The sequence below is a fragment of the Pedobacter sp. NO84 genome, from assembly GCF_059703915.1.
In genome coordinates this window covers 3,237,985-3,262,477 of sequence record NZ_AP046575.1, presented here as the reverse complement: position 1 = coordinate 3,262,477, position 24,493 = coordinate 3,237,985, and the positions used below count along the sequence as shown (strand labels likewise).

Genomic DNA, 24,493 nt, shown 5'->3' with positions numbered 1-24,493 from the left:
CTATACGCAAACGTTCTACCTCTTCGCAGTATCACTGTATTTCTTAAACGAATCCTTAATCCACTTTGTTCCATCATACACAGTCCAATTTTTTGCCTTTTCGTAGTCGGGACGGTAGTTGATCATAAAATTATCCAATTCTTTTCCCTGCAGGCCCGTTTGTTCGGTGATTAACGTACGGTTAAAATATTGATCAATTTGGGTTTGCTGTAACTCTGTTACATAATAATTATTAAACCGACGTGCATTGTTAGGTGTACGGCCAAACGTTTCGTATAGTGCAGTTAAGGGGTGAAAGATAAAAGCTAAGAGAGGTGGCTTACCTGCATAGAATGATCCCTTGGCCTTAAAATCTTTTTTAATATCATCTAATTCCTGCTTTTTGTTGTACCCATTAATCACTACTTCATTTAATGTGATTCCCCGGTTTACATAAACAACAACATCTTTGGTGGAAGAAACCACTATTTCTTTATCGTTAAATCCCCGTTTCACAATTAGGAGCGTATCTCCTACGGCCGCTTTAATTTGAAAGAGCCCTATATCATTACTCCCTACACTATAACCTGCTCGTTTATTGGTAATCTCAGCTAAAGCAAGGCGAAGTTTAGTGTCATTATTTATAATTACTCCATTTAAAATAAACTCTTTTTGAGCCGAAGCCTTATTGGCCAATAGCACTAAGCAGAAAAGAGAGCTCAAAAAAATGAAACGAAGAGTGCTCATTAGTGTGTAAATGATTTAATTTGTAAACTTACAATTGTTTGTGAAGCAATTAAGTTAAAAAACGTTAATAAATGAGGAAAGTTTTAGCAGCCATCTATTTATTATATGCGGCATTAATTTTTATTTCATTGATGCTCATTGTGTTGCCTTTTGTTTTGTTGGCTTCCGCTATTTTTCCAAAGGCTTCGGGAAAACGTATCATACTGGTATTGCTAAGGGCATGGGCATGGGGCTTTAGTTTAACTTCTTTCTTCTGGGTTAAAACAATTAACAAGAATTTGGTTAATCGAAATCTACCGCATATCTATGTGGGCAATCATGGTTCCTATCTAGATGCCATTGCGGTTTGCATTAGTATCCCTCAATATTTTAGTCCGCTAGGAAAGGTTGAAATGACCCAAGTACCCATCTTTGGCACAATTTATAAACGGATAGTTGTGCTGATAGATCGAAGCAGCAAGGAAAGCAGGGAACAATCGGTAGCAACTTTAAAAAAAGATATCGTTAATGGAGCCTCAATTTTAATTTTTCCAGAGGGAACAATGAATAAAAGTGATGCAGCTTTGAGCGAATTTTACGACGGGGCCTTTAGGATTGCGATAGAAACCCAAACGCCATTAATGCCCTTCGTAATGATCAATAATCGAGAATTATTGCCAAGGATTAGCCCGTTAAAAGCCCATCCCGGTATAATCAAAACTGTCTTTATCACACCAGTGGATGTGAAGGGTTTATTGATAGATGATTTGCCCCAATTAAAACAAAAGGTGTTTGATTTGATGGAGGAGGCAATTTTGAGATATAGCGTTGAGCGTTGAGCGATTGGTGGTGCAAAACGCTTAACGCCATGCGCAAGACTCGGGACATTTTGTTATCTTTGCACATGATAAAATCAATGACAGGCTTTGGCTTGGCTACTACAGATGATGAACACGTTAAATTTGTAGTAGAAATTAAATCGTTGAACTCTAAATTTCTAGAGTTGAATTTAAAGTTGCCCAGAGCATATTCTGACAAAGAACTGCTATTGCGCAATACCTGCAGCAAAGAAATAGAGCGCGGCAAGGTAAACGTTGCGATTAACATTGAGAGGAGCGACGACAACCAAAAAGGCGCATCAATAAATGCAACCTTATTAACCCGTTATTATAAGCAACTTGAGGAAATTAATGCTTCGTTAGGGGCAAACAGTGCAAATCTGCTTCAAACTGCCTTGAATTTTCCAGAAGTAATTACCTACACGGAAGAAGAAGTAGGTGAAAATGATTGGGAAAATCTGCACGAGACCTTTACTAGAGCGCTTGCAAATTTTAATCAATTTAGAGCGGATGAAGGGGCTGTTTTAAGAGCAGACCTAGAGCTGAGAATTCAAAATATCCTCGACTTTTTTGACCAAATAGATCAACTTGCGCCTTTAAGGGTGCCACAGGTAAAGGCTAGGTTAACGCAGTTTTTAGAAGAAGCTATAGGGAAGGTGAATGTAGATCAGAACCGTTTTGAGCAAGAATTGATCTATTATATCGACAAACTTGATATTACCGAAGAGAAAACGCGATTGAAAAGTCACTGTGATTATTTTATGGCCACCTTAAAAAGTAAGGATGCCAACGGTAAAAAACTAGGTTTTATCTCACAGGAAATAGGAAGAGAGATTAATACCATGGGTGCAAAAGCCAATGATGCTCAAATACAGCAGTTAGTTGTTGGAATGAAAGAAGAATTAGAAAAAATTAAGGAACAACTGTTAAACGTTTTATAGCATAGAGCGTGGAGCATGGAGTGCGAACGCACACCTCGCCCCCTGCTCTATGCCCTATGCAAACTTACACATGCAAGAAGGCAAACTCATCATATTTTCTGCGCCATCAGGAGCTGGCAAAACTACCATTGTTAGGCACCTGTTGAAGCGGTTTCCACAACTTAGCTTTTCTATTTCGGCCACTACCCGCGATTCGAGGGGTAGCGAGAAACATAAAGACGATTATTATTTTATAACAAAGGAAGATTTTTTGCATAAAGTTGCCCGCCAAGAGTTTGTAGAATTTGAGGAGGTATATAGTGGAACTTTTTACGGAACGCTAAGATCAGAAATAGAACGCATCTGGAACGAAGGAAAACATGTAATTTTTGATATTGATGTAGAAGGCGGTTTACGTTTGAAAAGGAAATATGAAGATGATGCGCTGGCTATTTTTGTTCAGCCCCCATCTTTGGAAGTATTGAAAGAACGTTTAACCGGTCGCGGAACTGATAGCCCGGAAAAGTTACAGGAACGCTTTGTAAAAGCAGAGAAGGAACTGCTTTATGCAGATAAGTTTGACGTGATATTAAAGAATTTTGACCTGCAAACCGCTTGTATAGATGCCGAGAAGTTGGTTGGGGATTTCCTAAAAGTTAACAGTTAGCAATTTTCTCCCGATAGCTATCGGGATAACAGTTTTGGATTCAAAAGATAATAACCAGGTTTAAGCTAAACAAATTTGAGGTTTAGATTCATAATGACTTATATTTATGATATGGGTGATTTGAAACAAAAGGATGGCTCAAGTTTGCCTTTGATTGTAACTATTCCTAAAGAAATTTATATAAACCTTTCTGATAAGACTGATGAAATTGGAAAACTTTTAAACCATATGATCAATCACCCTGAAAAATATGGCGTCACTAAATCTGATAACTGAAAACTCACTGTAATGCCAACGGAAAGCCCTAAACTGGATACTGAAAACCGAAAACAGCAAATTGGACTCTTCTTCGGTTCATTTAATCCTATTCATATCGGCCACTTGGTTATAGCCAATTACATGGCAACATTTTCGGCTTTAAAAGAAGTTTGGCTTATCGTTTCTCCTCATAATCCGCTTAAAAATAAAAGTAGCTTGGCCAATATGTACGATCGGCTGGAGATGGCGAAATTGGCAACAGAAAATTCGCCACAGCTTAAAATAAGCGATATTGAATTTAAGCTTCCACAACCCTCATATACGATAGATACGTTAACTTATCTCCACGAGAAATATCCAGAGAAAGAATTTGTGTTAATTATGGGGGCCGATAACCTCGCTTCCTTAATAAAATGGAAGAACTACGAAATTCTGCTTAAAAACTACCAACTGTATATTTACCCCAGGCCGGGTGCTGATATAAGGGAGTGGGTAAATCATCCGTCGATTACTTTTACCGATACACCGCAAATGGAAATATCTTCCACATTTATCCGCAAAGCGATAAAGGACAAGAAGAATGTTCAGTTTTTCGTTCCTGATAAAGTATTGGAGTTTATGGAGAAAAAAAATATGTACAGATAAAAGAACTCGTCTGAGTTTGCAACTGGATGCAATATGCATAAAGAAATTAACAGGCGATTAAATCGCTAACCTCAAGCATCCGCGTTGCAAACGCGGACGAGGTTTGATCCTAACCCTTATACAACAAAAACACGGTTGGTTTCTTATGAAGATCTATTCTTTCCCCTCTCCATACACCTATCGCTTGTGTTTTAATGTACTCATTTTCGCCATTGATGTTGCAAGCGATGCACAACTGGGTATTTCCTGCACAGTTTTTCAATACGTCTTCTAGCAGGTGATTGTTTCGAAATGGGGTTTCCATAAACAATTGCGTTTGTTTATTTTTTTCGGCTAGTACTTCCAATTCTTTGATCCGTTTAGCCCTTTCAACCTTATCAATAGGCAAATAGCCATGAAAAGCAAAGCTCTGACCACTAAAGCCCGATGACATTAAAGCCTGAATCATTGAATTAGGACCAACCAGTGGCACTACTTTTATCCCACGTTTGTGGGCTTCAGAAACAATTTCGGCACCCGGATCTGCAACGCCAGGGCAGCCCGCCTCACTCATTAGGCCTACATCTATGCCCGACATTAATTGCGTAAAATAGGGGACCAAAGAATTTCCTCTTTTATGTTTGCCAAAATCATGAATAAGAAGTTCACTTTGGGGAGTTTTTAGTCCGGCTTCTTTTAAAAATCTTCTCGCAGTTTTTTCATTTTCTACGATATAGGTTTTAATGGCGTTTATCGTATCGACCAAAAAAGGGGTATATGATTTATTGGACGCATTTTCTGCCAATGGAACAGGGATTAAAAATAGGGTACCTCTTTGCATAATAAAATTTGAACTACAAAAGTACGGTTTTTCTCCCACCTCAGCATGCTGATCAAGCTTAGGTTTCTGTGGTGGCTATATTACTATGTAGCAAATTTAGTTCTGTCCGACTTATTTATTACACATCATTAGCACTGAATAGAATAGCAAATTAAACACTTAATTGTAATTAAATGCGTTAAAGTAGAATAATAACAAAGATTCGTTGCTCGCGATTAATCCTTTGTTAAAAATGGAGTTCAAATTGATATATATAAAGCGTTAGGTTAATTATAAATTTAAAACACACACAAAATGAAAATCATGATGAAATCGGCATTTATGCTGGGGCTCATGCTCCTGCTTGTCGGAACCACACAAAAAGCATCGGCGCAAGACGAAGATGTTTCTTTGCAATCGTTCTACGATGAATTATCTCCTTACGGTACATGGATCCAAGATCCTCAATACGGTTATGTCTGGCGACCGGATGTAGACCAAGATGAGTTTAGGCCCTATTATACAAATGGCCGTTGGGCTATGACAGAATATGGTAATACTTGGGTAAGTAATTACGACTGGGGTTGGGCGCCTTTCCACTACGGTAGATGGGTGTACAATAGGTATAACCAATGGATTTGGTTACCGGATACAGTTTGGGGACCAGCTTGGGTAAGTTGGAGAAGTGGCGGTGGAAATTATGGTTGGGCTCCATTAGGTCCAAGTATAAGTATTGGGATCAATATAGGTAGGGGCGGGTATAGGATACCAGATATGTGCTGGAACTTTATTCCATATAGCAACATCTATTATAACAACTATCCTCGTTATAACTATGGAAGAAATAGGGTTTATATTCAAAATACGGTAATTATCAATAACACCTATGTTCACAATAATAGAACCTATTATACTGGCCCAAGGATAGATGACATCAGACGTCAAACCAATCAACGTGTAAATGTTTATTCGGTTAACAGAAGCCATAGTCCGGGATCCAGAATCGAGAACAACAGGGTTAATATTTATCAGCCTCGTTCGGATAGGTATGCGAACAACAGCAATCCAGCCCCAAGAAACCCCGTACAAGGAAATATTAATCGCGGTGTTGTAGGCAGAGATAACAATGTGGCCGGAAACCGTGGAGATAGCCGTAATAACAATAGTGGTTATCAAGGTAACCGTGGTGATAATAGGAATGGAAATAATGGTGTTCAAGGCAATACTTCTGATTCTAGAGATAATAATGGAAACAACCGTCCTTCTAGAAACGATAACTCGGCAAATCCATCCCAAGGTAGAGATAACCGTGGTGGAATGGGGGTAGCACCTCCAAATGCAGATAACGCAGGTGTTGTAAATCAAAGGCCTAGTGTGATTAGAGATCGTGATAATGGCAACAGTAATGGAAGTCAGCCTAGGGTAGAACGCAATACTACTCAACCTCAGGCTCAACCAGAACAACGTAGAGTGGAGAGAAGTAGAGAGGTTCAACAAGGGCAATCACAACCACAACAACAAAGGGTAGAACGCACTAGAGAGGTGCCTCAACAAGCCCAACCTCAACGTGTAGAACGTCAACCTGTGCAACAACAAGCTCCGCAACAGAGAGCCGAACGTCCACAGCAAAGGGAAGCTCAACCTCAACAACAGAGAGTAGAGCGTCAGCAACCTGTTCAACAAGCTCAACCACAACAAAGAAGCTCTGGCGGCAGTGAGAGCAATAGGGGTGGTGGTAGAGAAGGTGCTGGTGGCAGACCAGGAAGAGGATAGAGAGTTAGGAGTTATGAATTGAATAGAATAAGTAATTAATTTTTTAATATAAGAGCGGGCCGAACACCCGCTCTTTGTTATGAGAAGGAGTTCCAATTAATCCTTAATTAAACGTACGGAATACCCTGTATCTTTATTTGATTCTGCTAATCGGGGGCGAGAGTATTTATCAAAGTCAAAAGCGTAAGTTAGATACTGGCTGAAAACGGTGGTGGTCCACCAACCGCAGATCCACTTTCCGTAAAGGAAGGATGGGTTTCCCCCGTATTCATCGCTGCCCGCACTTCCGCCCTGTAGCAAATTCAGGCCCGACGAATTATCACCATTTCCGTAAGAGAAGTTATAACTGTCTTTTACATCCCATCCACGTTTACTTCTCATTTTTACTCCCGCAACTTTTTCTCCGCCTAAGGCCGAGATTAAAATTTCAAATTCTCGTTTAGAAGGAACATGCCATCCCGCTGGCGCAATGTTTCTCCGATCGCTAACAGCGTAGAAATTATATAATTTCCCATATTTTGCATCGTTTTTACTGTCGAACTCCAGATTACACCAAGCAGGAGTTTTTTCACGACAGGCTATCTCCCAATCCTTTTGTGTTTTTGCTTGAGGGATAGGGTCTCCATTTCTAAAATAGGCCACACTTAAATTTTTTCCGCTCCAAACCTGGTTGCCAATAGTTACTGGCCCTGCGATCTCTCCAGAAGCATTATAAATTTCTTTCAAAGGAGCACTTTGAGCTGAGTTGCAAGCCCAAACGAAGCTAGTAGGACTAATCCCTCCACTTCTTTTTAGGCATTCTTCGGTAGCAATAGCATCTGCTTCGGCTTTTGTCTTACCAAGTCCCCACCCAAAGGCGGTCCCTACTTTACCGTCTATTGTTCGATAAGCAGCACAACCTGCCCCAGAATAAGACAGAACGATGCTACAATTCCCACCGCGTTTTGCACACTCTTGCATGGCCGTGCTTTCAGCACTGGCTAAGGTTTTCTGATCAAATGCCCAACCGTAATAGAATCCATTGTCTCGATCGATGGCTAAAGCGCCGTACTTTGTAATGGGAACATGCGTAGTTCCAATTGGTTTTTTAATCGGTTTGGTCTGGCCAAATGCAGTTGATCCGATTATTAATAGAATCATTGAGAAAAACGTTTTTTTCATAGCTTAAAATTTTTTTTAAATAGAAAAATATTTAAACAGCCATACAATACCTATTTCTGGGTATTTTTAAAGTGCAAGCAAGGATTAACCCATGTTTTATTCATTTAGGTATAGCCCTAGGCTTAGCGAATTTTTAAAGCTGACCAATGGCGTTCATATTTCACTTGCGTAATCTTATAAATACTTGTAAATATGCTTACCTTTGCATTTCATGAAACGCGCTACCGCATTATTGTGCCCACTACGCTTTTTATAAAGCATGTCAAGGCATCCCTTCTGGGACTGCATTTATATTTAGCGGTTTTAAAATTACAATTCACTTATTACACTCCATGGTTAACCCAGAAATAGAAAAAAGAAAAACCTTTGCCATTATTAGTCACCCCGATGCTGGGAAAACAACCTTAACTGAGAAATTTTTATTGTTCGGTGGAGCAATTAATACAGCGGGTGCCGTAAAAAGAAATAAGGCCAACCAGAGCAGCACTTCAGATTTTATGGAAATTGAAAAGCAGCGTGGTATTTCTGTAGCTACTTCTGTAATGGGGTTTGAATATAATGGGAAACGCATTAATATTTTGGATACTCCGGGGCACAAGGATTTTGCGGAGGATACCTATCGTACCCTTTCAGCAGTTGATAGTGTAATTTTGGTTGTAGACTGTGTGAAAGGTGTTGAAGAGCAGACCGAAAAATTAATGTCGGTATGCAGGATGAGAAATACGCCTGTAATTATTTTCGTTAATAAAATGGACCGAGAAGGTAAAGATGCCTTTGACCTATTAGATGAAATTGAAAATAAATTAAATATTAGTTTATGTCCCTTAAGTTGGCCCATTGGTCAGGGACATACCTTCAAGGGTGTGTACAGCATCTATAACAATCACCTTAATTTATTTGAGCCTGATAAAACGAAAATTAGCGCCCCTGTAATTGAAGTAAGCAATTTGGAAGATAAAGAGCTTGCAAAATTTTTGCCCGCCCAAGCTTTAAATAATCTAAAAGAAGATCTTGAGCTGGTAGAAGGCGTATACGGAAAAGTGGATAAAGAATTGTACCTAGAAGGATTGTTAGCACCTGTATTTTTCGGCAGTGCCATTAATAATTTTGGAATCAAGGAGTTGTTAGACACCTTTGTAACTATTGCCCCAAGTCCGAAAAGCCGCGAAGCAGAAGAGCGTGAGGTGTTGGCTACCGAGAAAAATTTCAGTGGATTTGTATTTAAGATCCATGCTAATTTAGACCCAAATCACCGCGATCGTATCGCCTTTTTAAGGGTGTGTTCTGGTAAATTTGAACGAAATAAATTCTTCTACCATACCAGAAATAATAAGAAGATCAAGTTCTCCAATCCGATGGATTTTATGGCCAACGAAAAAAGTATTGTTGAAGAGGCCTGGCCGGGCGATGTAGTTGGTTTGTACGATAGTGGAACATTTAAAATTGGAGACACGTTAACCGAAGGCGAAAAACTTCAATTTAAAGGAATTCCAAGCTTTTCTCCTGAGATTTTTAAAGAAGTAGAAAATAGAGATCCATTAAAGACAAAACAATTGGAGAAGGGGTTACAGCAGCTAACCGAAGAAGGCGTAGCGCAGTTGTTTGTTATGCAACCTGGTAACAGAAAGGTAATAGGCGCGGTGGGGGATCTTCAATTTGAGGTAATTGCATTTAGGCTAGAGCACGAATATGGTGCTAAGGCGCATTTCAGAATGCTAAGCTATAGCAGATCAAATTGGGTAACGTCTAAAGATCCTAAAAAACTTGGAGAGTTCTTGAAGCGCAAGCAACAACACATTGGTGAAGATAAAGATGGAAATCCGGTTTACTTAGCCGACAATGAGTTTATGATCAATATGACAATGAGAGATTATCCGGATATTGAGTTTCATAAAACAAGTGAGTTTAAGTAGGTCGATACGGATTTAACTGCGTCAGGATGCTATTGTTTGTGAACTGCACATCTCCTTCCCTTTTAATTAGCGCGGCTTTACAGATTATAATTACCCAGATCAAAAAGAAGGGAACACTCTGCATACTTAGAAGAATAGGATATTGCTCTGCTATTTTTGGAAACAGTAGTAGCGGAAAATCGCACGAAAAAATAAAAATAATGGCGTAAAACCATTTTTTGAAGGCTTTTTGTTCATACACGTACCAAATCCCAATTCCTGTAATGGCAATTATATAGGTGCAATCCTCTGAGCCGGTGCTAAATAAAACAGGGAAGAGTATCACACTTGCTAAAATATAGAGCTGGAAAGTGCGCATTTTATAAGCTTTAAAATTAAGATAAGGCAATCCAAAAATCCCAATTCCTAAAATCAGAAACATGGTGTTTGAGAGATTGTGATTCACAAAAATGGTTCTGATAAATCCCATGATCGAGATATCAACAGATGGCTCTAAAATATTATTGTTGTTTTTATGAATGAGGGAAACTGCCCATTCTTTGTAGGATTGGTTGATGAAGCTGGGAGAGGATAACAGCATAGGTAAGACAAAAAACAATGCTCCCCAAAATAATAGATAGATAATAAATCGTTTCTTATCCTTCACAAAGAAGAAGAAAGCTAGCCCAACAATACCATATAGCTTAATAAAAGTGCCCAACATAATGAACATTGCACTCCAAAAACCTTTGCTTCTATTTAACTGTGTGTAGCTTAAAATAATAAAGGCCCCTGCTGCGGGATTAAACTGTTGGCTTAATGATGCGGCTGCAAAACACGGAATAGCTATATAATATAAAGGCGCATGTCTTTGTATGTCAATCGATTCTATTGCCTTAAATAAAATTAAACAGTTGAAAAGATTCCATAGTGAGAAACCCAGCCAGTTTGGCAAAAGTGCAAAAGGCATAAAAAATAGGCTGAAAATGGGTCCGTAATGATTGGAATCGAAATGATATGTGGGATATTCAGCATAAAATGATTGCTGATTGATCAGGTTTCGAAATGTGTTTTCGAAGATTAGATAATTATTAAAACGGTGGGTAATTAGCGACTGGACCACACAAAAAATGGTGATGATTAACCAAATAACCAATGCCAGCTTTTTCTTTTGGGACTCACTTTCTAAGGAAAAAGAGGTAGAGAACGGTAATTTTAGATTCATTGAGCATGTTTGTATCAAAAATAATACAAAATATGAAGCCCGCAAGTAAATCGATATTTTTTACATACTCTTATTTGGAGTGAACGTTATTGTATTCTGAAGTTCTAAGTCCATAGTCCTGAGTTTGCTCAGATTGGAGACCTATTTTAGTTTGCTCAGCGCTTCTTTTATCCGAGGCATCATATTTTTGATATCTTCAAGAGAGCATCCTCCAATAGAGGCTCTAAACCATGGCATCTGATCATCATTTCCAAAAGCAGAAAACGGAACGATGGCAGTTTGAGCTGCTTTTATTAGATAGAAATTTATAGCGGCACTATTTTTAAGTATTTCTCCCTCTGGAGTTGTTTTTCCAATATAATCTATCTTTAAAGTAAGGTAAATGGCACCCATTGGAACTATTGCATCTACGTTGAAGCCTTCGCTTTTTAGTTCTTTAAAACCTTGGTATAATGCTTCCAGGCTATCTTGAACTTGGGCTTTGAAACGGGTTAAATATGAGTCAACTAATTCTTTGTCTTTAAAATATTCGGCTACAGCCACCTGCTCTGCTTTCGGTGCCCATGCGCCGATATGTCCTAGAATTGATTTCATTTTGCCGATGATAGCTTCGGGCCCAAACGCCCAACCCACCCGTACCCCTGTTGCGGCCAAACATTTTGAAATGCCATCAATGTAAACTACATAATCTTTTAAGGAAGGGCGTAAGCTTACCGGATCAACGTGCGCTTTGCCAAAGGTGAGCAGTGAATAAATCTGATCGTACATGATATACAAGGGCTTATCGCCAGCGTTGCGTGATTGGTTTTCTTCGATAACGATATCACAGATTTCTTGCAATTGTTCTTTGGTAAACATAGTGCCAGTAGGATTTAGTGGAGAGCACAATGCCAATAACGTAGCCCCTTTTAAATGGGGTTTTAACTGCGCTGCGGTAGGCATAAAGTTATTCTCTACCGTGGTAGTGATCGCTATACCCTTTGCTGATGATAGATGGCAATAATGATTGTTGTTCCATGATGGCGCTGGATAAATTACGGTGTCTCCAGCATCTATTAATGCTAAATACAGTGCATAAATAAGCGGACGGGAACCACCGGCAACCAAAATCTCATTAATAGGGTAGCTAAGCTGATAACGGTCGTGCAATACACCAGTAATCGTTTCACGTAGGGCTAAAATCCCATCAGCTGGGGGATAGTTCGTATGACCCGCATGATAGGCACTAACAATCGCTGTTTCAAGATCTTTTGGAATAGGGAAAATAGATGGATCAAAATCACCTATGGTTAAATTGGCAATCTGAGCTCCTTTTCTCTTCATTTCATTAACCTCGTTGCCTATTTTAATGATTTCTGAACCAATAAGTGTATTTGCTAAGTTAGATACTTTCATTCTGTATGTGTTGGGCGTTTGGCGATTAGCGTTGTTCTTATCTAACTAAATTTTCGATGGCTTTGTTTACTTTTTCAAACTTAAATTGCTTTAAGATCTCTTCCATCATCATTTCGATTTCCGGATTGCATAAATTGCCGATGCTGCCTTCGTGTGTATGCTTAACTTTTTTGTTTGGCGTAAAAGTACCATTGTCTATGGTTTCGCCTACAATTTTATAGGCTTCTCTAAAGGGTACACCATTTAAGGCCAATTCGTTTACTGCATCAACACTAAAAAGATAATCGTATTTTTTATCCTCCAGGATATGGTCTTTTACGCTGATATGTTGTAGCATAAAAGTGGTCATTTCTAAGCATTCATTTAATGATGTCATAGCAGGAAACAAATTCTCCTTTAATAATTGCAGATCACGATGATAGCCCGAAGGTAAATTGGTGGTCATTAGTGCAATTTCATTGGGCAGTGCCTGGATTTTATTGCAACGTGAACGGATGAGCTCAAATACATCAGGATTTTTCTTGTGCGGCATAATGCTCGAACCGGTAGTAAGCTCATCAGGAAAATGGATAAAACCAAAGTTCTGATTAATAAAAAGGCATACATCCATTGCCATCTTAGCTAACGTAGCGGCGATCGAAGACATGGCCTGGGCCAAAATTCTTTCTGTTTTGCCCCTGCCCATTTGGGCATAAACCACATTGTAATTTAACTTATCAAAACCCAGCAATTCGGTAGTCATTGTTCTGTTTAAGGGAAAGGAAGATCCATAACCTGCCGCGGAGCCAAGGGGATTTTTATTGCAAACCTTGTAGGCGGCCAACATCATTTCCAAATCATCAACCAAACTTTCGGCATAAGCGCCAAACCAAAGGCCAAAAGAGGAAGGCATAGCAATTTGCAGATGCGTATAGCCGGGCAACAATTTATCTGCATGGGCATTGCTTAAGCTGATGAGCTGCTTAAACAAGATATTGGTATTTTCTACCATTTCCTGAATGCAGGCCCTAAAATAAAGTTTAAGATCAACCAACACCTGGTCGTTTCGAGAGCGCCCGCTGTGGATTTTTTTTCCGGCCTCGCCTACGCGTTGGGTTAATAGCCATTCTACTTGCGAGTGTACATCTTCCACACTTTCTTCTATAGTAAATTTGCCAGCAGCTATTTCTTTATAGATAATTTTTAAGGCTGCCTTAACCTCATTTAATTCATCAATGCTTAATAAATTAATACTGGCCAACATTTCTACGTGTGCTAAAGAACCTAAAACATCAAAAGCGGCCATCTGTAGATCTAATGATCTATCATTACCAACGGTGAATGCTTCAATCCCTTTATTAACTTCAATATTTTTTTGCCAGATTTTCATGGTTAACTATTGATTTGATCAATTTTTTTACAACAAAAGTACTTAATAAAGTTTGTCAATCTTTAAAGATTGACAAACTGTGGTACCTTAGGGTTTTAACGCCCGTTTCACCTCATGCCACTCGCTTTTTAACACGCTATAAAAAACGGTATTTCTGATAAATCCGTCCCTGATTTTGATATGTTCACGTAAGGTACCCTCGTATTTAGCGCCAATTTTTTCCATCGCTCTGCGTGATTGAAGATTACGTTCATCGGCTTTAAGCTCTATTCTATTAAAGCCTAGGGTTTCGAAACCGTATTTGAAGATTTCGTACTTCATGGCTCTATTCAAACCCGTTCCCTGAAATTTTTTACCAATCCAAGTCCATCCAATCTGCCCACGTTCATCAAACCAGCTAATTTCTGCCAAGCGGGTACAGCCGGCCACTTTTCCACTTTGTGCATCAATAATTGCCCAAACTAACGTATGGCCTTCCTCTCTATTATTGATGGCACTTTCAATGTATTTCCTTAACTCGCCGGGCACACTCAAATCTTTAATTCCGTAAATCCAAAGTTCCTTTTCTTGGGCGATTGGCCACAATGCTGATTCATCACTAAGTTCGAGCGGGCGTAAGATTACTTTTTTATTCTGAAGGATTGGCTTTAGCTTATTTTCCATTTACCACAGATTTTAACATGGCAATATATCCTTCAACACCTTGTCTAATCTCATCAATGTATAAAAATTCATCGGCCATATGCGATCTTCCGGAAAATCCTGGCCCACATTTTAATGATGGGATCGAAAGCAAGGCCTGATCCGATGTGGTTGGTGATCCATAGGTATTTTTGCCTAAAGCTATGCCAGACTGTACGATGGGGTGTTCCTTATCAATTTTTGAGGGTTTCAGCCTCACTGATCTTGGAACCACCTCACAGTTCACATTTTCTTTGATAATATCCACCACTTCTTCATTGGTATACGAATCGGTTACACGCACATCAACAGTGAAAATACAGCTTGCCGGAACAACATTATGTTGTGATCCCGCATTAATGATGGTTACGGTCATTTTAACCGGACCGAAAACTTCTGATACTTTAGGAAATTGATAGGTTTTAAACCATTCGATGTCTTTTAATGCTTTGTAGATTGCATTATCTCCTTCTTCGCGGGCGGCATGACCGGCTTTCCCATGGGCAGTACAATCAATTACCAAGAGTCCTTTTTCGGCAATAGCAAGATGCATCTCTGTTGGTTCGCCAACGATAGCAAATTCTAGCTCGCCCAGATCTGGGATCACCAATTCCAGGCCGTCGGTTCCAGAGATCTCTTCTTCGGCAGTTGCTGCCAGACAGAAATTATAACTCAGATTTTCTTGGGGATAGAAATACAAAAAAGTAGCGATTAGCGAAACCAGGCAGCCTCCCGCATCATTACTTCCCAATCCAAATAATTTGTCTTCTACAATATCAGGCGAAAATGGATTTCGTGTATAACCAGAATTTGGTTTTACGGTATCGTGATGAGAATTTAATAAAACGGTGGGCTTGGTAGGATCAAAATACTTATTATAGGCCCAAATGTTATTGAGCTTGCGCTTGGTTTTTACACCATGCTGCTGTAAAAAAAGTTCTATTTTATTGCCAGTTTGCTGTTCTTCCTTGCTAAAAGAAGGAGTTTTGATAAGCTCACGAAGCAGATTGGTAGATTCTTGTATTAATTTTTCAATCATAATCTGGTATTGAGTATTGCGTATTGCGTATTGAGACAGATCTTATACGCACATCTTTCCATCTTACATCTTACCTCTTAATCTTCTTTGGTATATAAGTTGCCAGCCTTTAAAGCAGACAATTTTATCCCTTTTATAAATGCCGAGCTAAATCCATTGTGTTCCATTTCATTTAGGCCGGCTATGGTACATCCTTTTGGAGATGTTACTTTATCTATTTCGCTTTCGGGATGGGTTTGTTTAAGCAGCAATAAATCTGCGGCGCCTTTGGCGGTTTGGACGGCCATTTTTAACGCATCGTGTGCATGGAAGCCAATTTCAACTCCGCCTTGTGATGCTGCGCGAATGCTCCTTAAAAAGAAGGCGATTCCACAAGCACAGAGTGCAGTAGCAGAGGTCATCAGGTCTTCGTTAATGGTAACCACCGCGCCAACTGTTTCAAATAAAGCAGTTACTTCTTTTAAATTCTTATCAATTGCATTGTCGCTTGCTATACAGGTCATACTTTGCCCAATAGCGATCGCTGTATTTGGCATTGCTCTAATTACCTGTACATTATTGCCAATTTCTTTGCGCACATCCGCGCAGGTTACACCGGAAACTACCGAAATTACCAATTGCTTTTCTGGATTAATGGACGAAGCGATTTCTTCGAGCACTTTTTTCAATTGTTGCGGTAAAACAGCTAACACTATAATATCAGCATCATAAATAGCCACGATATTATTGTCGCTCACGTTAAACCCCGCAGCAATTTCATCGGTCATTAGTTTTAAATTACGCCTAGTAAGCGTAAGCTGTTCTGGTTTACAATAGGCTTTGTTTACAAGTCCTCTAGCTAAAGAAAGACCAATGTTTCCACTTCCAATAATTGTTATTTTTTTCATAATTTTCGCATTGCGGGTGATTACACTGATTAAGATGATTTCACCGATTTGTACTATGTTCCCAACTCTCCCCGCGCCAAGCTCACTTCAGCATTTTAGTTCCAAACTCGCCTCTTCCCAGTTCATTAAGTTCATCGGCCTTGCCAATATAAACTGCTTTAACTCCTTTTTTTATGGCTTCAAAGGCATTGTGCAGTTTGGGAATCATTCCTCCCGCAATAATGCCATCTGATTTTAACCTCTCAACTTCATCCGACCTGATTTCTCTAACCACAGAAAAATCATCCTCAACGTCTATCAAAACACCCTTTTTTTCAAAGCAGTAGACCAAATTTGTTTCATATAATGAAGACATTGCGATGGCTACTGCCGAGGCGATGGTGTCGGCATTTGTATTTAGCAATTGCGTATCTCCATCATGAGTTATGGCACATAAGACTGGGGTTAAACCAGCTTTAAGTAATTGATCAAGCGTAGCTGAAGATACAGAGTTTTCGTCCAGATCGCCTACGAAACCAAAATCTATAGCCCCGTCTAATCCGCTAGCTATCGGATCTCCACCGGTAGGGGATACTTTTACCACAGGGCGTTTATGGGCCTTTATGATATTTCCATCTGCACCGGTTAAACCGATGGCATTGGTTCCTTTTGCCTGCAACTGTGCTACCATATTTTTATTGATCAGCCCGGCATATACCATAGTTACAAGCCTTAGGGTTTCGATATCAGTAATCCTTCTACCATCAATCATTTTGGCCTCGATGCCTAAGGTATCACCTATTTCTGTTGCAATTTTTCCTCCACCATGAACCAAAATCTTGGCTCCTGGCAAGGCAGTAAAATCTAGTAGAAACTGATATAGATTCTGGGAATTATCGATTACGTTTCCGCCTATTTTTATGATGGTAAGATTGTTCATTTTGTTTTTTCAAATTTCGCTTCGCGGTTGATTACACAGATTAGTTGATTTCACCGATGTCTTCTAGCCATCCAGAACTGCCAACTCTCCCAAAGGGACTCCTTCGAACAAACTGCTAACTGTTAACTTTCTTCGAGCATCGCTTTCAACACTGCCTGCGCAGCCCAAAGCCTATTTGCTGCCTCGTGGATTACCAAAGAATTAGGACCATCAAGTATTTCTGAGGACAGTTCTAAATCTCGTCTAACCGGTAAGCAGTGCATTATTTTAGCATTATTGGTGAATTTCAGTTTTTCATTGTTCATCATCCACCCATCGGGATAGGTAAGTACTTTTCCATATTCGTTGTAACTGCTCCAATTTTTTACGTACACATAATCTGCACCTTCTAATGCGGTTTCCAAATTATATTCGATTTTCGCTCCTGAGGTAAAGTCTTCGGAAAGATCATAACCTTCGGGTTGGGCAATGGTAAAATCTAACATACCTTCCTGTTGGGCCTTACACATCCACTCTGCAAACGAATTGGGCACTGCTTGGGGCAACGCTTTAACGTGTGGCGCCCAGGCCAATACAACTTTGGGCTTAGCTCCTTTAATAGTTGGGTTCCAGGTCTCGTGTATCGTTATAATATCGGCAAAGCTTTGAAGTGGGTGGCGGGTTGCACTCTCTAAACTCACTACCGGAACACCACAGTATTTAACAAACTTATTAAAAAAATCTTCATTATAATCTTCTTCGCGGTTGGTGAGCTTAGGGAAGGAACGCAGGCCTAAAATATCACAATATTGGCCCATCACCGCTGCGGCTTCTCTGATGTGTTCAACAGTTGACCCATTCATTACCACCCCATCTTGTGTTTCTAATGCCCATCCTTCTTTATCCAGGTTCATCACCATTACATTCATGCCCAAGTTAAGCGCAGCCTTTTGAGTGCTTAACCGGGTACGCAAACTAGGATTCATGAAAACCAGTCCTAAGGTTTTATTTTTACCTAGGCCTTGGTGAGCATATGGATTTGCTTTTAGCGCAAGCGCATCCTTAACCATTTGCTTAATACTTTTAATATCGTTTACGGAAGTGAATAGTTTCATTTTTACTGCTTAAAGGTAAAAGCTTAAAGCCTAAAGCTTTCTGCAAAACGCAAAATAGGCCAGCCTCGGTTGTTTATTTTATTCTCAATTTTTTATCAAGCCAATCAGCATTGCTTTAACTTCATTTGTTTTATTGGCGTCATTGCGAGGTTCGAAGCAATCTCTGTTATTAAGGGGGTCTTCGTGCCCTGCAATGACGAGTATGTATGTTTATTTTACAAGTTTACCAAACGCATCCAAAAACTCATCAGCATGCTCTTTGGTTAAATTTAAAGCCGGCAATAAGCGGATTACATTCGGTTTTGCCTCTCCTGTAAAGATATGGTGGGTAAAAAGGAGCTCCTTTTTAACGTTTGCTAATTCTTCAGGAAGTTCTATTCCGATCATTAGACCCCTACCACGAACCTCTTTTACCTCTTTAAACTTTTTGAGTTCGGCAATAAGATAGTTTCCAATTTCTTCTGCATTACTCATCAGATTTTCTTGCTCCATTATTTCTAACACAGCTAGTGCGGCTGCACAGGCTAAATGGTTGCCGCCAAAAGTTGTTCCTAATTCTCCATGCCAAGGTTTAAATTTGGGGGCGATTGAAATCCCCGCTACCGGAAAGCCGTTGCCCATTCCTTTTGCCATGGTATACACATCAGCTTCAACACCTGCATAATCATGCGAATAGAACAGACCTGTACGCCCGTAACCGCATTGTACACTATCAGCAATATACACTGCATTGTATTGGTCACAAAGTGATCTGATTTTTTGTAAAAAGCTTTTTGAGGCCTCTTTTATGCCCCCCACGCCTTGGATGCCTTCGATAATTACCGCACAAATCTCATCACCTTGTGCCATGAAAGTTTCTTGTAAAGCAATTTCATTATTATAAGGTAAGAAAATCACGTTGTTGTTTTCATTTACCGGAGCCACAATTTTAGGATTGTCGGTTACGGCAACAGCCAATGATGTGCGGCCATGGAAGGCACCCTTAAACGCGATTATTTTTTTTCTTCCGTTATAAAATGAAGCTAGTTTCAATGCGTTCTCATTTGCTTCGGCGCCTGAATTGCACAGAAATAACTGGAAGTCTTTTTTACCAGAAACCCTTCCCAATTTCTCGGCAAGCTGAACCTGCAATGGAATTTTAACAGAGTTGGAGTAAAAGCCAACTTTGTTTAGTTGATCGGTTAAGCGTTTTACATAATGAGGGTTAGTGTGGCCTATAGATATCACGGCGTGACCGCCATAAAGGTCCAAATATTGTTGGTTGTTTGCATCCCAAACATTACTGCCTAATGCTTTGGTAATTTCTATGTCGTTTAGGGGATATACGTCGAATAAGTTCATGTTCTAATTTTTAATGTGAAACTGATGATTAAAATGCTGTGGCTTTAAGATTTAATCCTTGCCGCTCATCAAGTCCAAACATCAAATTCATATTCTGAACCGCCTGTCCACTTGCTCCTTTTAATAAATTATCAATAATACTCACTATAAAGATTTTATTTCCATGCTTTTCTAAGTGGATTAGGGCTTTATTGGTATTTACCACCTGTTTAAGGTCGATATTTTTCTTGCTAACATGCGTAAAGGGATGACTAGCATAATAACCTTCATACAGGTTCTGCGCCTCTTCAATGCTAAGATCACATTCGGTGTACATTGCGGCTAAAATGCCACGTGTAAAATCTCCACGCTGTGGGATGAAATTTAATAGTCCCGCTCCCAAAGGGGAGCCGAGCTGAGTTAAAGATTCCCCAATTTCACTTAAATGCTGATGTTCAAATGCTTTATATACCGATAGATTGTTGTTTCTCCAACTAAAGTGCGATGTTGTAGCTAAGCTTTGTCCGGCGCCGGTAGATCCTGTAGTAGCATTAATATGTACTTCATTTTTTAGAAAACCTTTAGCAGCCAAGGGCAATAGTCCTAACTGGATACATGTGGCAAAACATCCTGGGTTAGCAATATGGTTTGCTTTTTTTATGGCTTCGCGGTTAAGTTCGGGTAGGCCATAAATGAAGTTTGCAGTTTGGTCCCCATAGCTATCGGGATGGGAGTTTGCAGTTAGTCTAAAATCTTGCGAGAGATCTATTATCTTAATCTTATCAGTTATTGGATTTGCATTTAAAAATTTTCTTGCATCACCATGGCCAACACATAAAAACAGCACGTCGATATCTTTATTGATATCCGCCGTAAATCTTAGCTCTGTATCCCCAATTAGATCGGTATGCACATCAGAAACCAAGTTTCCTGCATTGCTGGTGCTATTTACAAAGGCAATCTCCACGTTAGGATGGTTAATTAAAATGCGCAACATTTCACCTCCGGTATATCCGGCACCTCCTATAATTCCTGCTTTAATTTTATTATTCACAATCTGTTCTGTCATTTGCTGTAGATGGATAGGAGAAAAGTAAAAATTCTAAATCTGCTTCTGCATTGTTCATGATCTTATGCTTACTACCTGGAGTGATTACCAGTCCGTTATTGGGCCCTACACTAATCCTTTCGTTCTCTATTAAAAATGTGGCGTTTCCTTTCAAAATGTAAAAAAACTGTTCAGCAAGTGTATGAAAATGCAATTTCTCTGCGCTATTTGCAGGCATTAATTCTTGTTTAATTGCTACTTCAGCTTTGCTCACAAAATTCCATCCATCACAATCATCACCCCATTTGTAGTGTGAAAGTGGATTTTGCTTTGAAATTAAATTTATCATTAGGTCATATCTTTCTTTCGCTTCGCGGTTGATTACACACCTGCCTGCCGGCAGGCAGGGATTTAGAGGATTACATAGATGGGATTAGGCATCCAAAACTGTTAATTCTCAACTGCTAACTCTCAACTCAATTATTGTTCTAGTTCTTCATTAACCTTATGCCAAATCATCACTTGGTTGCCAAATATTTTCGAGAAACCTTTTACATCATCACCACTCCATGCATTGTTCATTTCGCCGTAGCTGCCAAATTTATTGCTCATTAGATCATGGCTTGATTCAATACCAATAATCTGAAAGCGATAAGGCAATAATTCTACAAATACTTTTCCGCTAACCACTTTTTGTGTGTCTGTTAAAAAAGCTTCAATATTGCGCATAATCGGATCATGGAATTGTCCTTCATGCAACCAATTGCCATAGAATGAAGATAATTGCTCCTTCCAGCTCAATTGCCATTTAGTAAGCGTATGTTTTTCTAATGTGTGATGTGCTTTTATGATAATAATAGGTGCTGCAGCTTCGAACCCGACCCTTCCTTTAATTCCTATGATGGTATCTCCTACATGGATGTCTCTGCCTATACCATATGGCTGGGCAATAGCCTGTAATTTTTGAATGGCCTTAACGGGATGCAATGATTCGCCATCTATACCTACCAATTCGCCTTGATTAAAGGTTAATTCTAGTTTACGTGCATTGCTTTCTGAAATTTGGGTGGGCCAAGCACTTTCTGGCAAGGTTTCATTAGATGTTAAAGTTTCTTTACCACCAACTGATGTTCCCCAAAGGCCTTTATTAATCGAATATCTTGCTTTCTCGGCACTATATTCTACGCCATGGGCGGCTAGATATTCTATTTCCGCTTCGCGGGATAATTTCAGATCCCTAATTGGCGTAATGATTTCTACTCCTGGGATAAGGATGTTGAAAATCATATCAAAGCGAACCTGGTCATTACCTGCTCCGGTGCTTCCGTGGGCTACATAATCCGCTCCAATTTTTTTAACATAATTTGCAATTGCAGTTGCCTGGCTTACACGTTCGGCACTTACAGAAAGGGGATAAGTAGCGTTTTTCAACACGTTTCCAAATACCAGAAATTTGATGCAGCCTTTGTAATAATTTTCGGTTTCATCTACCACTGCGTGGGATGCGACACCCAATGCATAGGCACGTTTTTCGATTTCCTGCAATTCTTCTGCAGAAAACCCACCTGTATTGACAATAACCGAATGTACTTCTAAACCACGATCTTCGGCTAAGTGGATGCAACAAAATGAGGTATCTAATCCTCCGCTAAACGCTAAAACAACTTTTTTCTTCATGTATGATATGTTTTTGCTCATCGGATGACTTAAGCCATCCGATGAGTATTATTTATTTAACCAATCTTTGCTTAATGCGCATAAAACGCTCGTATAAACCGGGCTTTTTTTGTAGTTCTTCTGCGAAGATCCTTGCGGCTTCATGTTTCTTTTCTGCAGGATCATATAGCATTGCCGTACACATGCAGATTTTCCTGTCTTTGCTCTTTAAGATCTCAAAGTTGACACAGCTTTGGCAGCCTTTCCAAAAGTCTTCATCTTGCGTAAGTTCCGAATAGGTAACGGGTTCGTAGCCTAAATCAGAATTGATTTTCATCACCGCTAGCCCAGTGGTTAAACCGAATATTTTCGCTTTTGGATATAATGTTCTAGAAAGCTCAAAGATTTCTTTTTTAATGCCGTGTGCCAATCCGGCTTTTCTAAACGGCGGACTAACTATTAACCCAGAATTTGCAACAAATTGGCCATGGCTCCAAGTTTCTATATAGCAGAAGCCAGCCCATGTACCATCTTTGTGAAAAGCAATTACCGCTTTTCCCTCTGCCATTTTCCCGGCAACATATTCTGGAGAACGCTTGGCGATGCCCGTACCTCGTGCTTTGGCTGATTCGGCCATCTCATTGCAAATTTCTTCAGCAAAAGCACGATGTTCAGGAAGTGCAACCTGCACTATAAAATCGTTTATATTCATTAATTATTTAACGAAAAATTAAGGTATTCTTGTTAATTGGGTTTTTAGAGAGGATCAATTCCTCGTTGGGTATTAGTAATGTACTAAATACGCGGCGTAAAGTTTTGCCGATTGGGGATAAAGCATACGGGTCGTAAGCGCTCAATATACATGGGTTTAGGAGCAAATTGCTTTGCTGCTAAAGTTGAAAATGTATAGGTGATCTGCTTGCTCATTATTAAATTTGCTATTCCGTACTAAATTGCTTGAGGAGCAAAGGTTTAAATAAAAATCGAGTTCCGCAATAATTATCTGATTTTTTTACGATTTCATGAGTAAAGAGCTTGGGGCAAAGAGCATCGAGCATCGAGCGCCAGGCACCATACGCTATGCTCTTTGCTAGATTTAACAAAGTTTAACACCATTTTATTTATGATAAAAGCATATTTGCATCTACTATAAGAGAATACTACTTACCTTTGTATAAAATACCATTAACCTTTTCTTTACATATAATGATAACCAACCACCTTAACCCTGTTGCCAAACGACTTCATAACACCAGTTTTTACTTAATATTTGCGCTATTCGGAATAATTACCCTTAATAGTTGCAAAAAAGAAGTGGTAGACAATACGGCATATAGCGCCTTGGCAGTAACCAACGCATCGCCTACAGTTTCTACCTATGATGTTTATTTGGGCTCTACCAAAATAAATAGTGTTGCGCTTCCTTTAGGAGGAAGTACTCCTTATACCCAACAATTGACAGGAAATTTTGACCTAAAATTTACGGTAGCCGGGAGAGTTGATAATGTCTATACCAAAAATATTAGTTTGGCCACAAGTACTTATCAATCTTTTTTCTTGGTTGGCAGGACGGCTGCTCTAGACGGATTTCTAACAACTGACGACCTAAGTGCGACATCGGCAACGAATGCTTTTGTGAGGTTCGTAAATGTATCTCCAGACTCTCAGCCCATGGATCTGTTTGTTAAAGGAGGAAATTCGGTGATTACTAATAAGAGCTATAAAACAGCAAGCGTATTTACACCCATCGTTGCTGGCACTTATACATTTGATATTAAGGATACCTCTACCGGGACCGTAAAAACTTCGACCGAGAGTGTTGTTCTGGGAGCTAATATGTTCTATACTGTACTTGTAAAAGGTTTAAATACACCAGCTGCTGGTGGCTTAGAACTTCCATTAAGTGCGCAAGTAAATGTTAACACCAAACTATAATACGGAGATTTTCTCGTCAGCTTACTACAAAATCCTGTGACTTAATCATGGGATTTTTGCTATAAATTGATTTTTAGGTTTTTTTTCTCTTTGCGGTCTATTCATGTTGCTAAAGGGTGGACTAAGATTTTATTTCGTCTTGAATAATTTTAGGACCCAACCCCTTTCCTTATTTAGAATTATTCAAAATAATTTGGATGATACTTTATTTAACTGTTTATTTGTTGTTTAGAATTAATCCAAATTAGCTGTGATACCTGAAGTAG

The 24,493-nt window shown here is 39.4% G+C and carries 24 protein-coding genes; 8 read left to right on the top strand and 16 right to left on the bottom strand.

Translation table 11 applies throughout. The features are described from left to right. Nucleotides 1–15: 15 nt before the first annotated feature. Nucleotides 16–726, bottom strand: a complete 711-nt coding sequence (locus tag AC6H0V_RS14340) for a hypothetical protein (RefSeq protein ID WP_497560877.1) — start codon at nt 724–726, stop codon at nt 16–18. A 71-nt stretch (nt 727–797) separates the two neighbouring features. On the opposite strand from AC6H0V_RS14340, the gene AC6H0V_RS14335 reads away from it, so the two are divergent. From AC6H0V_RS14335 to nadD, 5 genes are all read left to right on the top strand, one after another. Beyond that, complete coding sequence (locus tag AC6H0V_RS14335) at nt 798–1,544, top strand: lysophospholipid acyltransferase family protein (protein ID WP_497560876.1); 747 nt, start codon at nt 798–800, stop codon at nt 1,542–1,544. A 77-nt stretch (nt 1,545–1,621) separates the two neighbouring features. Continuing rightward, complete coding sequence (locus tag AC6H0V_RS14330) at nt 1,622–2,485, top strand: YicC/YloC family endoribonuclease (RefSeq protein ID WP_497563386.1); 864 nt, start codon at nt 1,622–1,624, stop codon at nt 2,483–2,485. Between the two features lie 70 nt (nt 2,486–2,555). After that, nucleotides 2,556–3,131, top strand: coding sequence for a guanylate kinase (gene gmk, locus AC6H0V_RS14325; RefSeq protein WP_497560875.1), 576 nt, complete (start codon nt 2,556–2,558; stop codon nt 3,129–3,131). A gap of 111 nt (nt 3,132–3,242) precedes the next feature. Then, on the top strand, nt 3,243–3,407 hold the full coding sequence (locus tag AC6H0V_RS14320) for a hypothetical protein (protein WP_497560874.1): 165 nt from the start codon (nt 3,243–3,245) through the stop codon (nt 3,405–3,407). Between the two features lie 12 nt (nt 3,408–3,419). Beyond that, nucleotides 3,420–4,034 carry a nicotinate (nicotinamide) nucleotide adenylyltransferase gene (gene nadD / locus AC6H0V_RS14315; protein ID WP_497560873.1) on the top strand — a complete coding sequence of 205 codons (615 nt, stop codon included), beginning with the start codon at nt 3,420–3,422 and terminating at the stop codon, nt 4,032–4,034. Nucleotides 4,035–4,143: 109 nt separating this feature from the next. Here the strand turns inward: nadD and AC6H0V_RS14310 are convergent, their stop codons facing one another. Continuing rightward, on the bottom strand, nt 4,144–4,854 hold the full coding sequence (locus AC6H0V_RS14310; RefSeq protein WP_497560872.1) for an SAM-dependent methyltransferase: 711 nt from the start codon (nt 4,852–4,854) through the stop codon (nt 4,144–4,146). 294 nt (nt 4,855–5,148) lie between these two features. On the opposite strand from AC6H0V_RS14310, the gene AC6H0V_RS14305 reads away from it, so the two are divergent. After that, nucleotides 5,149–6,606, top strand: a complete 1,458-nt coding sequence (locus tag AC6H0V_RS14305; RefSeq protein ID WP_497560871.1) for a DUF6600 domain-containing protein — start codon at nt 5,149–5,151, stop codon at nt 6,604–6,606. A 96-nt stretch (nt 6,607–6,702) separates the two neighbouring features. Here AC6H0V_RS14305 and AC6H0V_RS14300 read toward each other — a convergent pair whose 3' ends face one another. Then, nucleotides 6,703–7,746, bottom strand: coding sequence for an FISUMP domain-containing protein (locus AC6H0V_RS14300; protein ID WP_497560870.1), 1,044 nt, complete (start codon nt 7,744–7,746; stop codon nt 6,703–6,705). A gap of 353 nt (nt 7,747–8,099) precedes the next feature. Here AC6H0V_RS14300 and AC6H0V_RS14295 point away from each other — a divergent pair, with 353 nt between their 5' ends. Continuing rightward, nucleotides 8,100–9,680, top strand: a complete 1,581-nt coding sequence (locus AC6H0V_RS14295; RefSeq protein WP_497560869.1) for a peptide chain release factor 3 — start codon at nt 8,100–8,102, stop codon at nt 9,678–9,680. Here the strand turns inward: AC6H0V_RS14295 and AC6H0V_RS14290 are convergent. The 13 genes from AC6H0V_RS14290 to AC6H0V_RS14230 form a co-directional block, all read right to left on the bottom strand. Next, on the bottom strand, nt 9,673–10,884 hold the full coding sequence (locus AC6H0V_RS14290) for a glycosyltransferase family 87 protein (RefSeq protein ID WP_497560868.1): 1,212 nt from the start codon (nt 10,882–10,884) through the stop codon (nt 9,673–9,675). The genes AC6H0V_RS14295 and AC6H0V_RS14290 overlap by 8 nt on opposite strands. A 141-nt stretch (nt 10,885–11,025) precedes the next feature. Beyond that, nucleotides 11,026–12,279: a pyridoxal phosphate-dependent aminotransferase gene (locus tag AC6H0V_RS14285; RefSeq protein ID WP_497560867.1), complete on the bottom strand. Its 1,254-nt coding sequence runs from the start codon at nt 12,277–12,279 to the stop codon at nt 11,026–11,028. A 37-nt stretch (nt 12,280–12,316) separates the two neighbouring features. Beyond that, the gene (gene argH / locus AC6H0V_RS14280; RefSeq protein WP_497560866.1) at nt 12,317–13,648 is read right to left on the bottom strand and encodes an argininosuccinate lyase; all 1,332 of its coding nucleotides are present in this window, start codon (nt 13,646–13,648) and stop codon (nt 12,317–12,319) included. 87 nt (nt 13,649–13,735) lie between these two features. Continuing rightward, the gene (locus tag AC6H0V_RS14275) at nt 13,736–14,311 is read right to left on the bottom strand and encodes a GNAT family N-acetyltransferase (RefSeq protein ID WP_497560865.1); all 576 of its coding nucleotides are present in this window, start codon (nt 14,309–14,311) and stop codon (nt 13,736–13,738) included. Continuing rightward, entirely contained in the window at nt 14,301–15,368 is a 1,068-nt protein-coding gene (locus AC6H0V_RS14270; RefSeq protein WP_497560864.1) for a M20 family metallo-hydrolase, read from the bottom strand. Before AC6H0V_RS14270 ends, AC6H0V_RS14275 begins: the two co-directional genes overlap by 11 nt. A gap of 77 nt (nt 15,369–15,445) precedes the next feature. Then, a complete protein-coding gene (proC, locus tag AC6H0V_RS14265) occupies nt 15,446–16,255 on the bottom strand; it encodes a pyrroline-5-carboxylate reductase (RefSeq protein WP_497560863.1) in 810 nt (269 codons plus the stop codon). 82 nt (nt 16,256–16,337) lie between these two features. Continuing rightward, nucleotides 16,338–17,174, bottom strand: coding sequence for an acetylglutamate kinase (gene argB, locus AC6H0V_RS14260; protein WP_497560862.1), 837 nt, complete (start codon nt 17,172–17,174; stop codon nt 16,338–16,340). A 122-nt stretch (nt 17,175–17,296) separates the two neighbouring features. Next, nucleotides 17,297–18,268: a Rossmann-fold NAD(P)-binding domain-containing protein gene (locus AC6H0V_RS14255; protein ID WP_497560861.1), complete on the bottom strand. Its 972-nt coding sequence runs from the start codon at nt 18,266–18,268 to the stop codon at nt 17,297–17,299. A gap of 210 nt (nt 18,269–18,478) precedes the next feature. After that, entirely contained in the window at nt 18,479–19,609 is a 1,131-nt protein-coding gene (locus tag AC6H0V_RS14250; RefSeq protein WP_497560860.1) for an aspartate aminotransferase family protein, read from the bottom strand. A gap of 28 nt (nt 19,610–19,637) precedes the next feature. After that, nucleotides 19,638–20,657 carry an N-acetyl-gamma-glutamyl-phosphate reductase gene (gene argC, locus AC6H0V_RS14245; protein ID WP_497560859.1) on the bottom strand — a complete coding sequence of 340 codons (1,020 nt, stop codon included), beginning with the start codon at nt 20,655–20,657 and terminating at the stop codon, nt 19,638–19,640. Then, nucleotides 20,635–20,985: a cupin domain-containing protein gene (locus tag AC6H0V_RS14240; protein ID WP_497560858.1), complete on the bottom strand. Its 351-nt coding sequence runs from the start codon at nt 20,983–20,985 to the stop codon at nt 20,635–20,637. Before AC6H0V_RS14240 ends, argC begins: the two co-directional genes overlap by 23 nt. A gap of 131 nt (nt 20,986–21,116) precedes the next feature. After that, entirely contained in the window at nt 21,117–22,313 is a 1,197-nt protein-coding gene (locus tag AC6H0V_RS14235) for an argininosuccinate synthase (protein WP_497560857.1), read from the bottom strand. Nucleotides 22,314–22,365: 52 nt separating this feature from the next. After that, complete coding sequence (locus AC6H0V_RS14230) at nt 22,366–23,004, bottom strand: GNAT family N-acetyltransferase (RefSeq protein ID WP_497560856.1); 639 nt, start codon at nt 23,002–23,004, stop codon at nt 22,366–22,368. A gap of 494 nt (nt 23,005–23,498) precedes the next feature. Here AC6H0V_RS14230 and AC6H0V_RS14225 point away from each other — a divergent pair, with 494 nt between their 5' ends. Further along, nucleotides 23,499–24,227, top strand: a complete 729-nt coding sequence (locus AC6H0V_RS14225) for a DUF4397 domain-containing protein (RefSeq protein WP_497560855.1) — start codon at nt 23,499–23,501, stop codon at nt 24,225–24,227. Nucleotides 24,228–24,493: the final 266 nt, after the last annotated feature.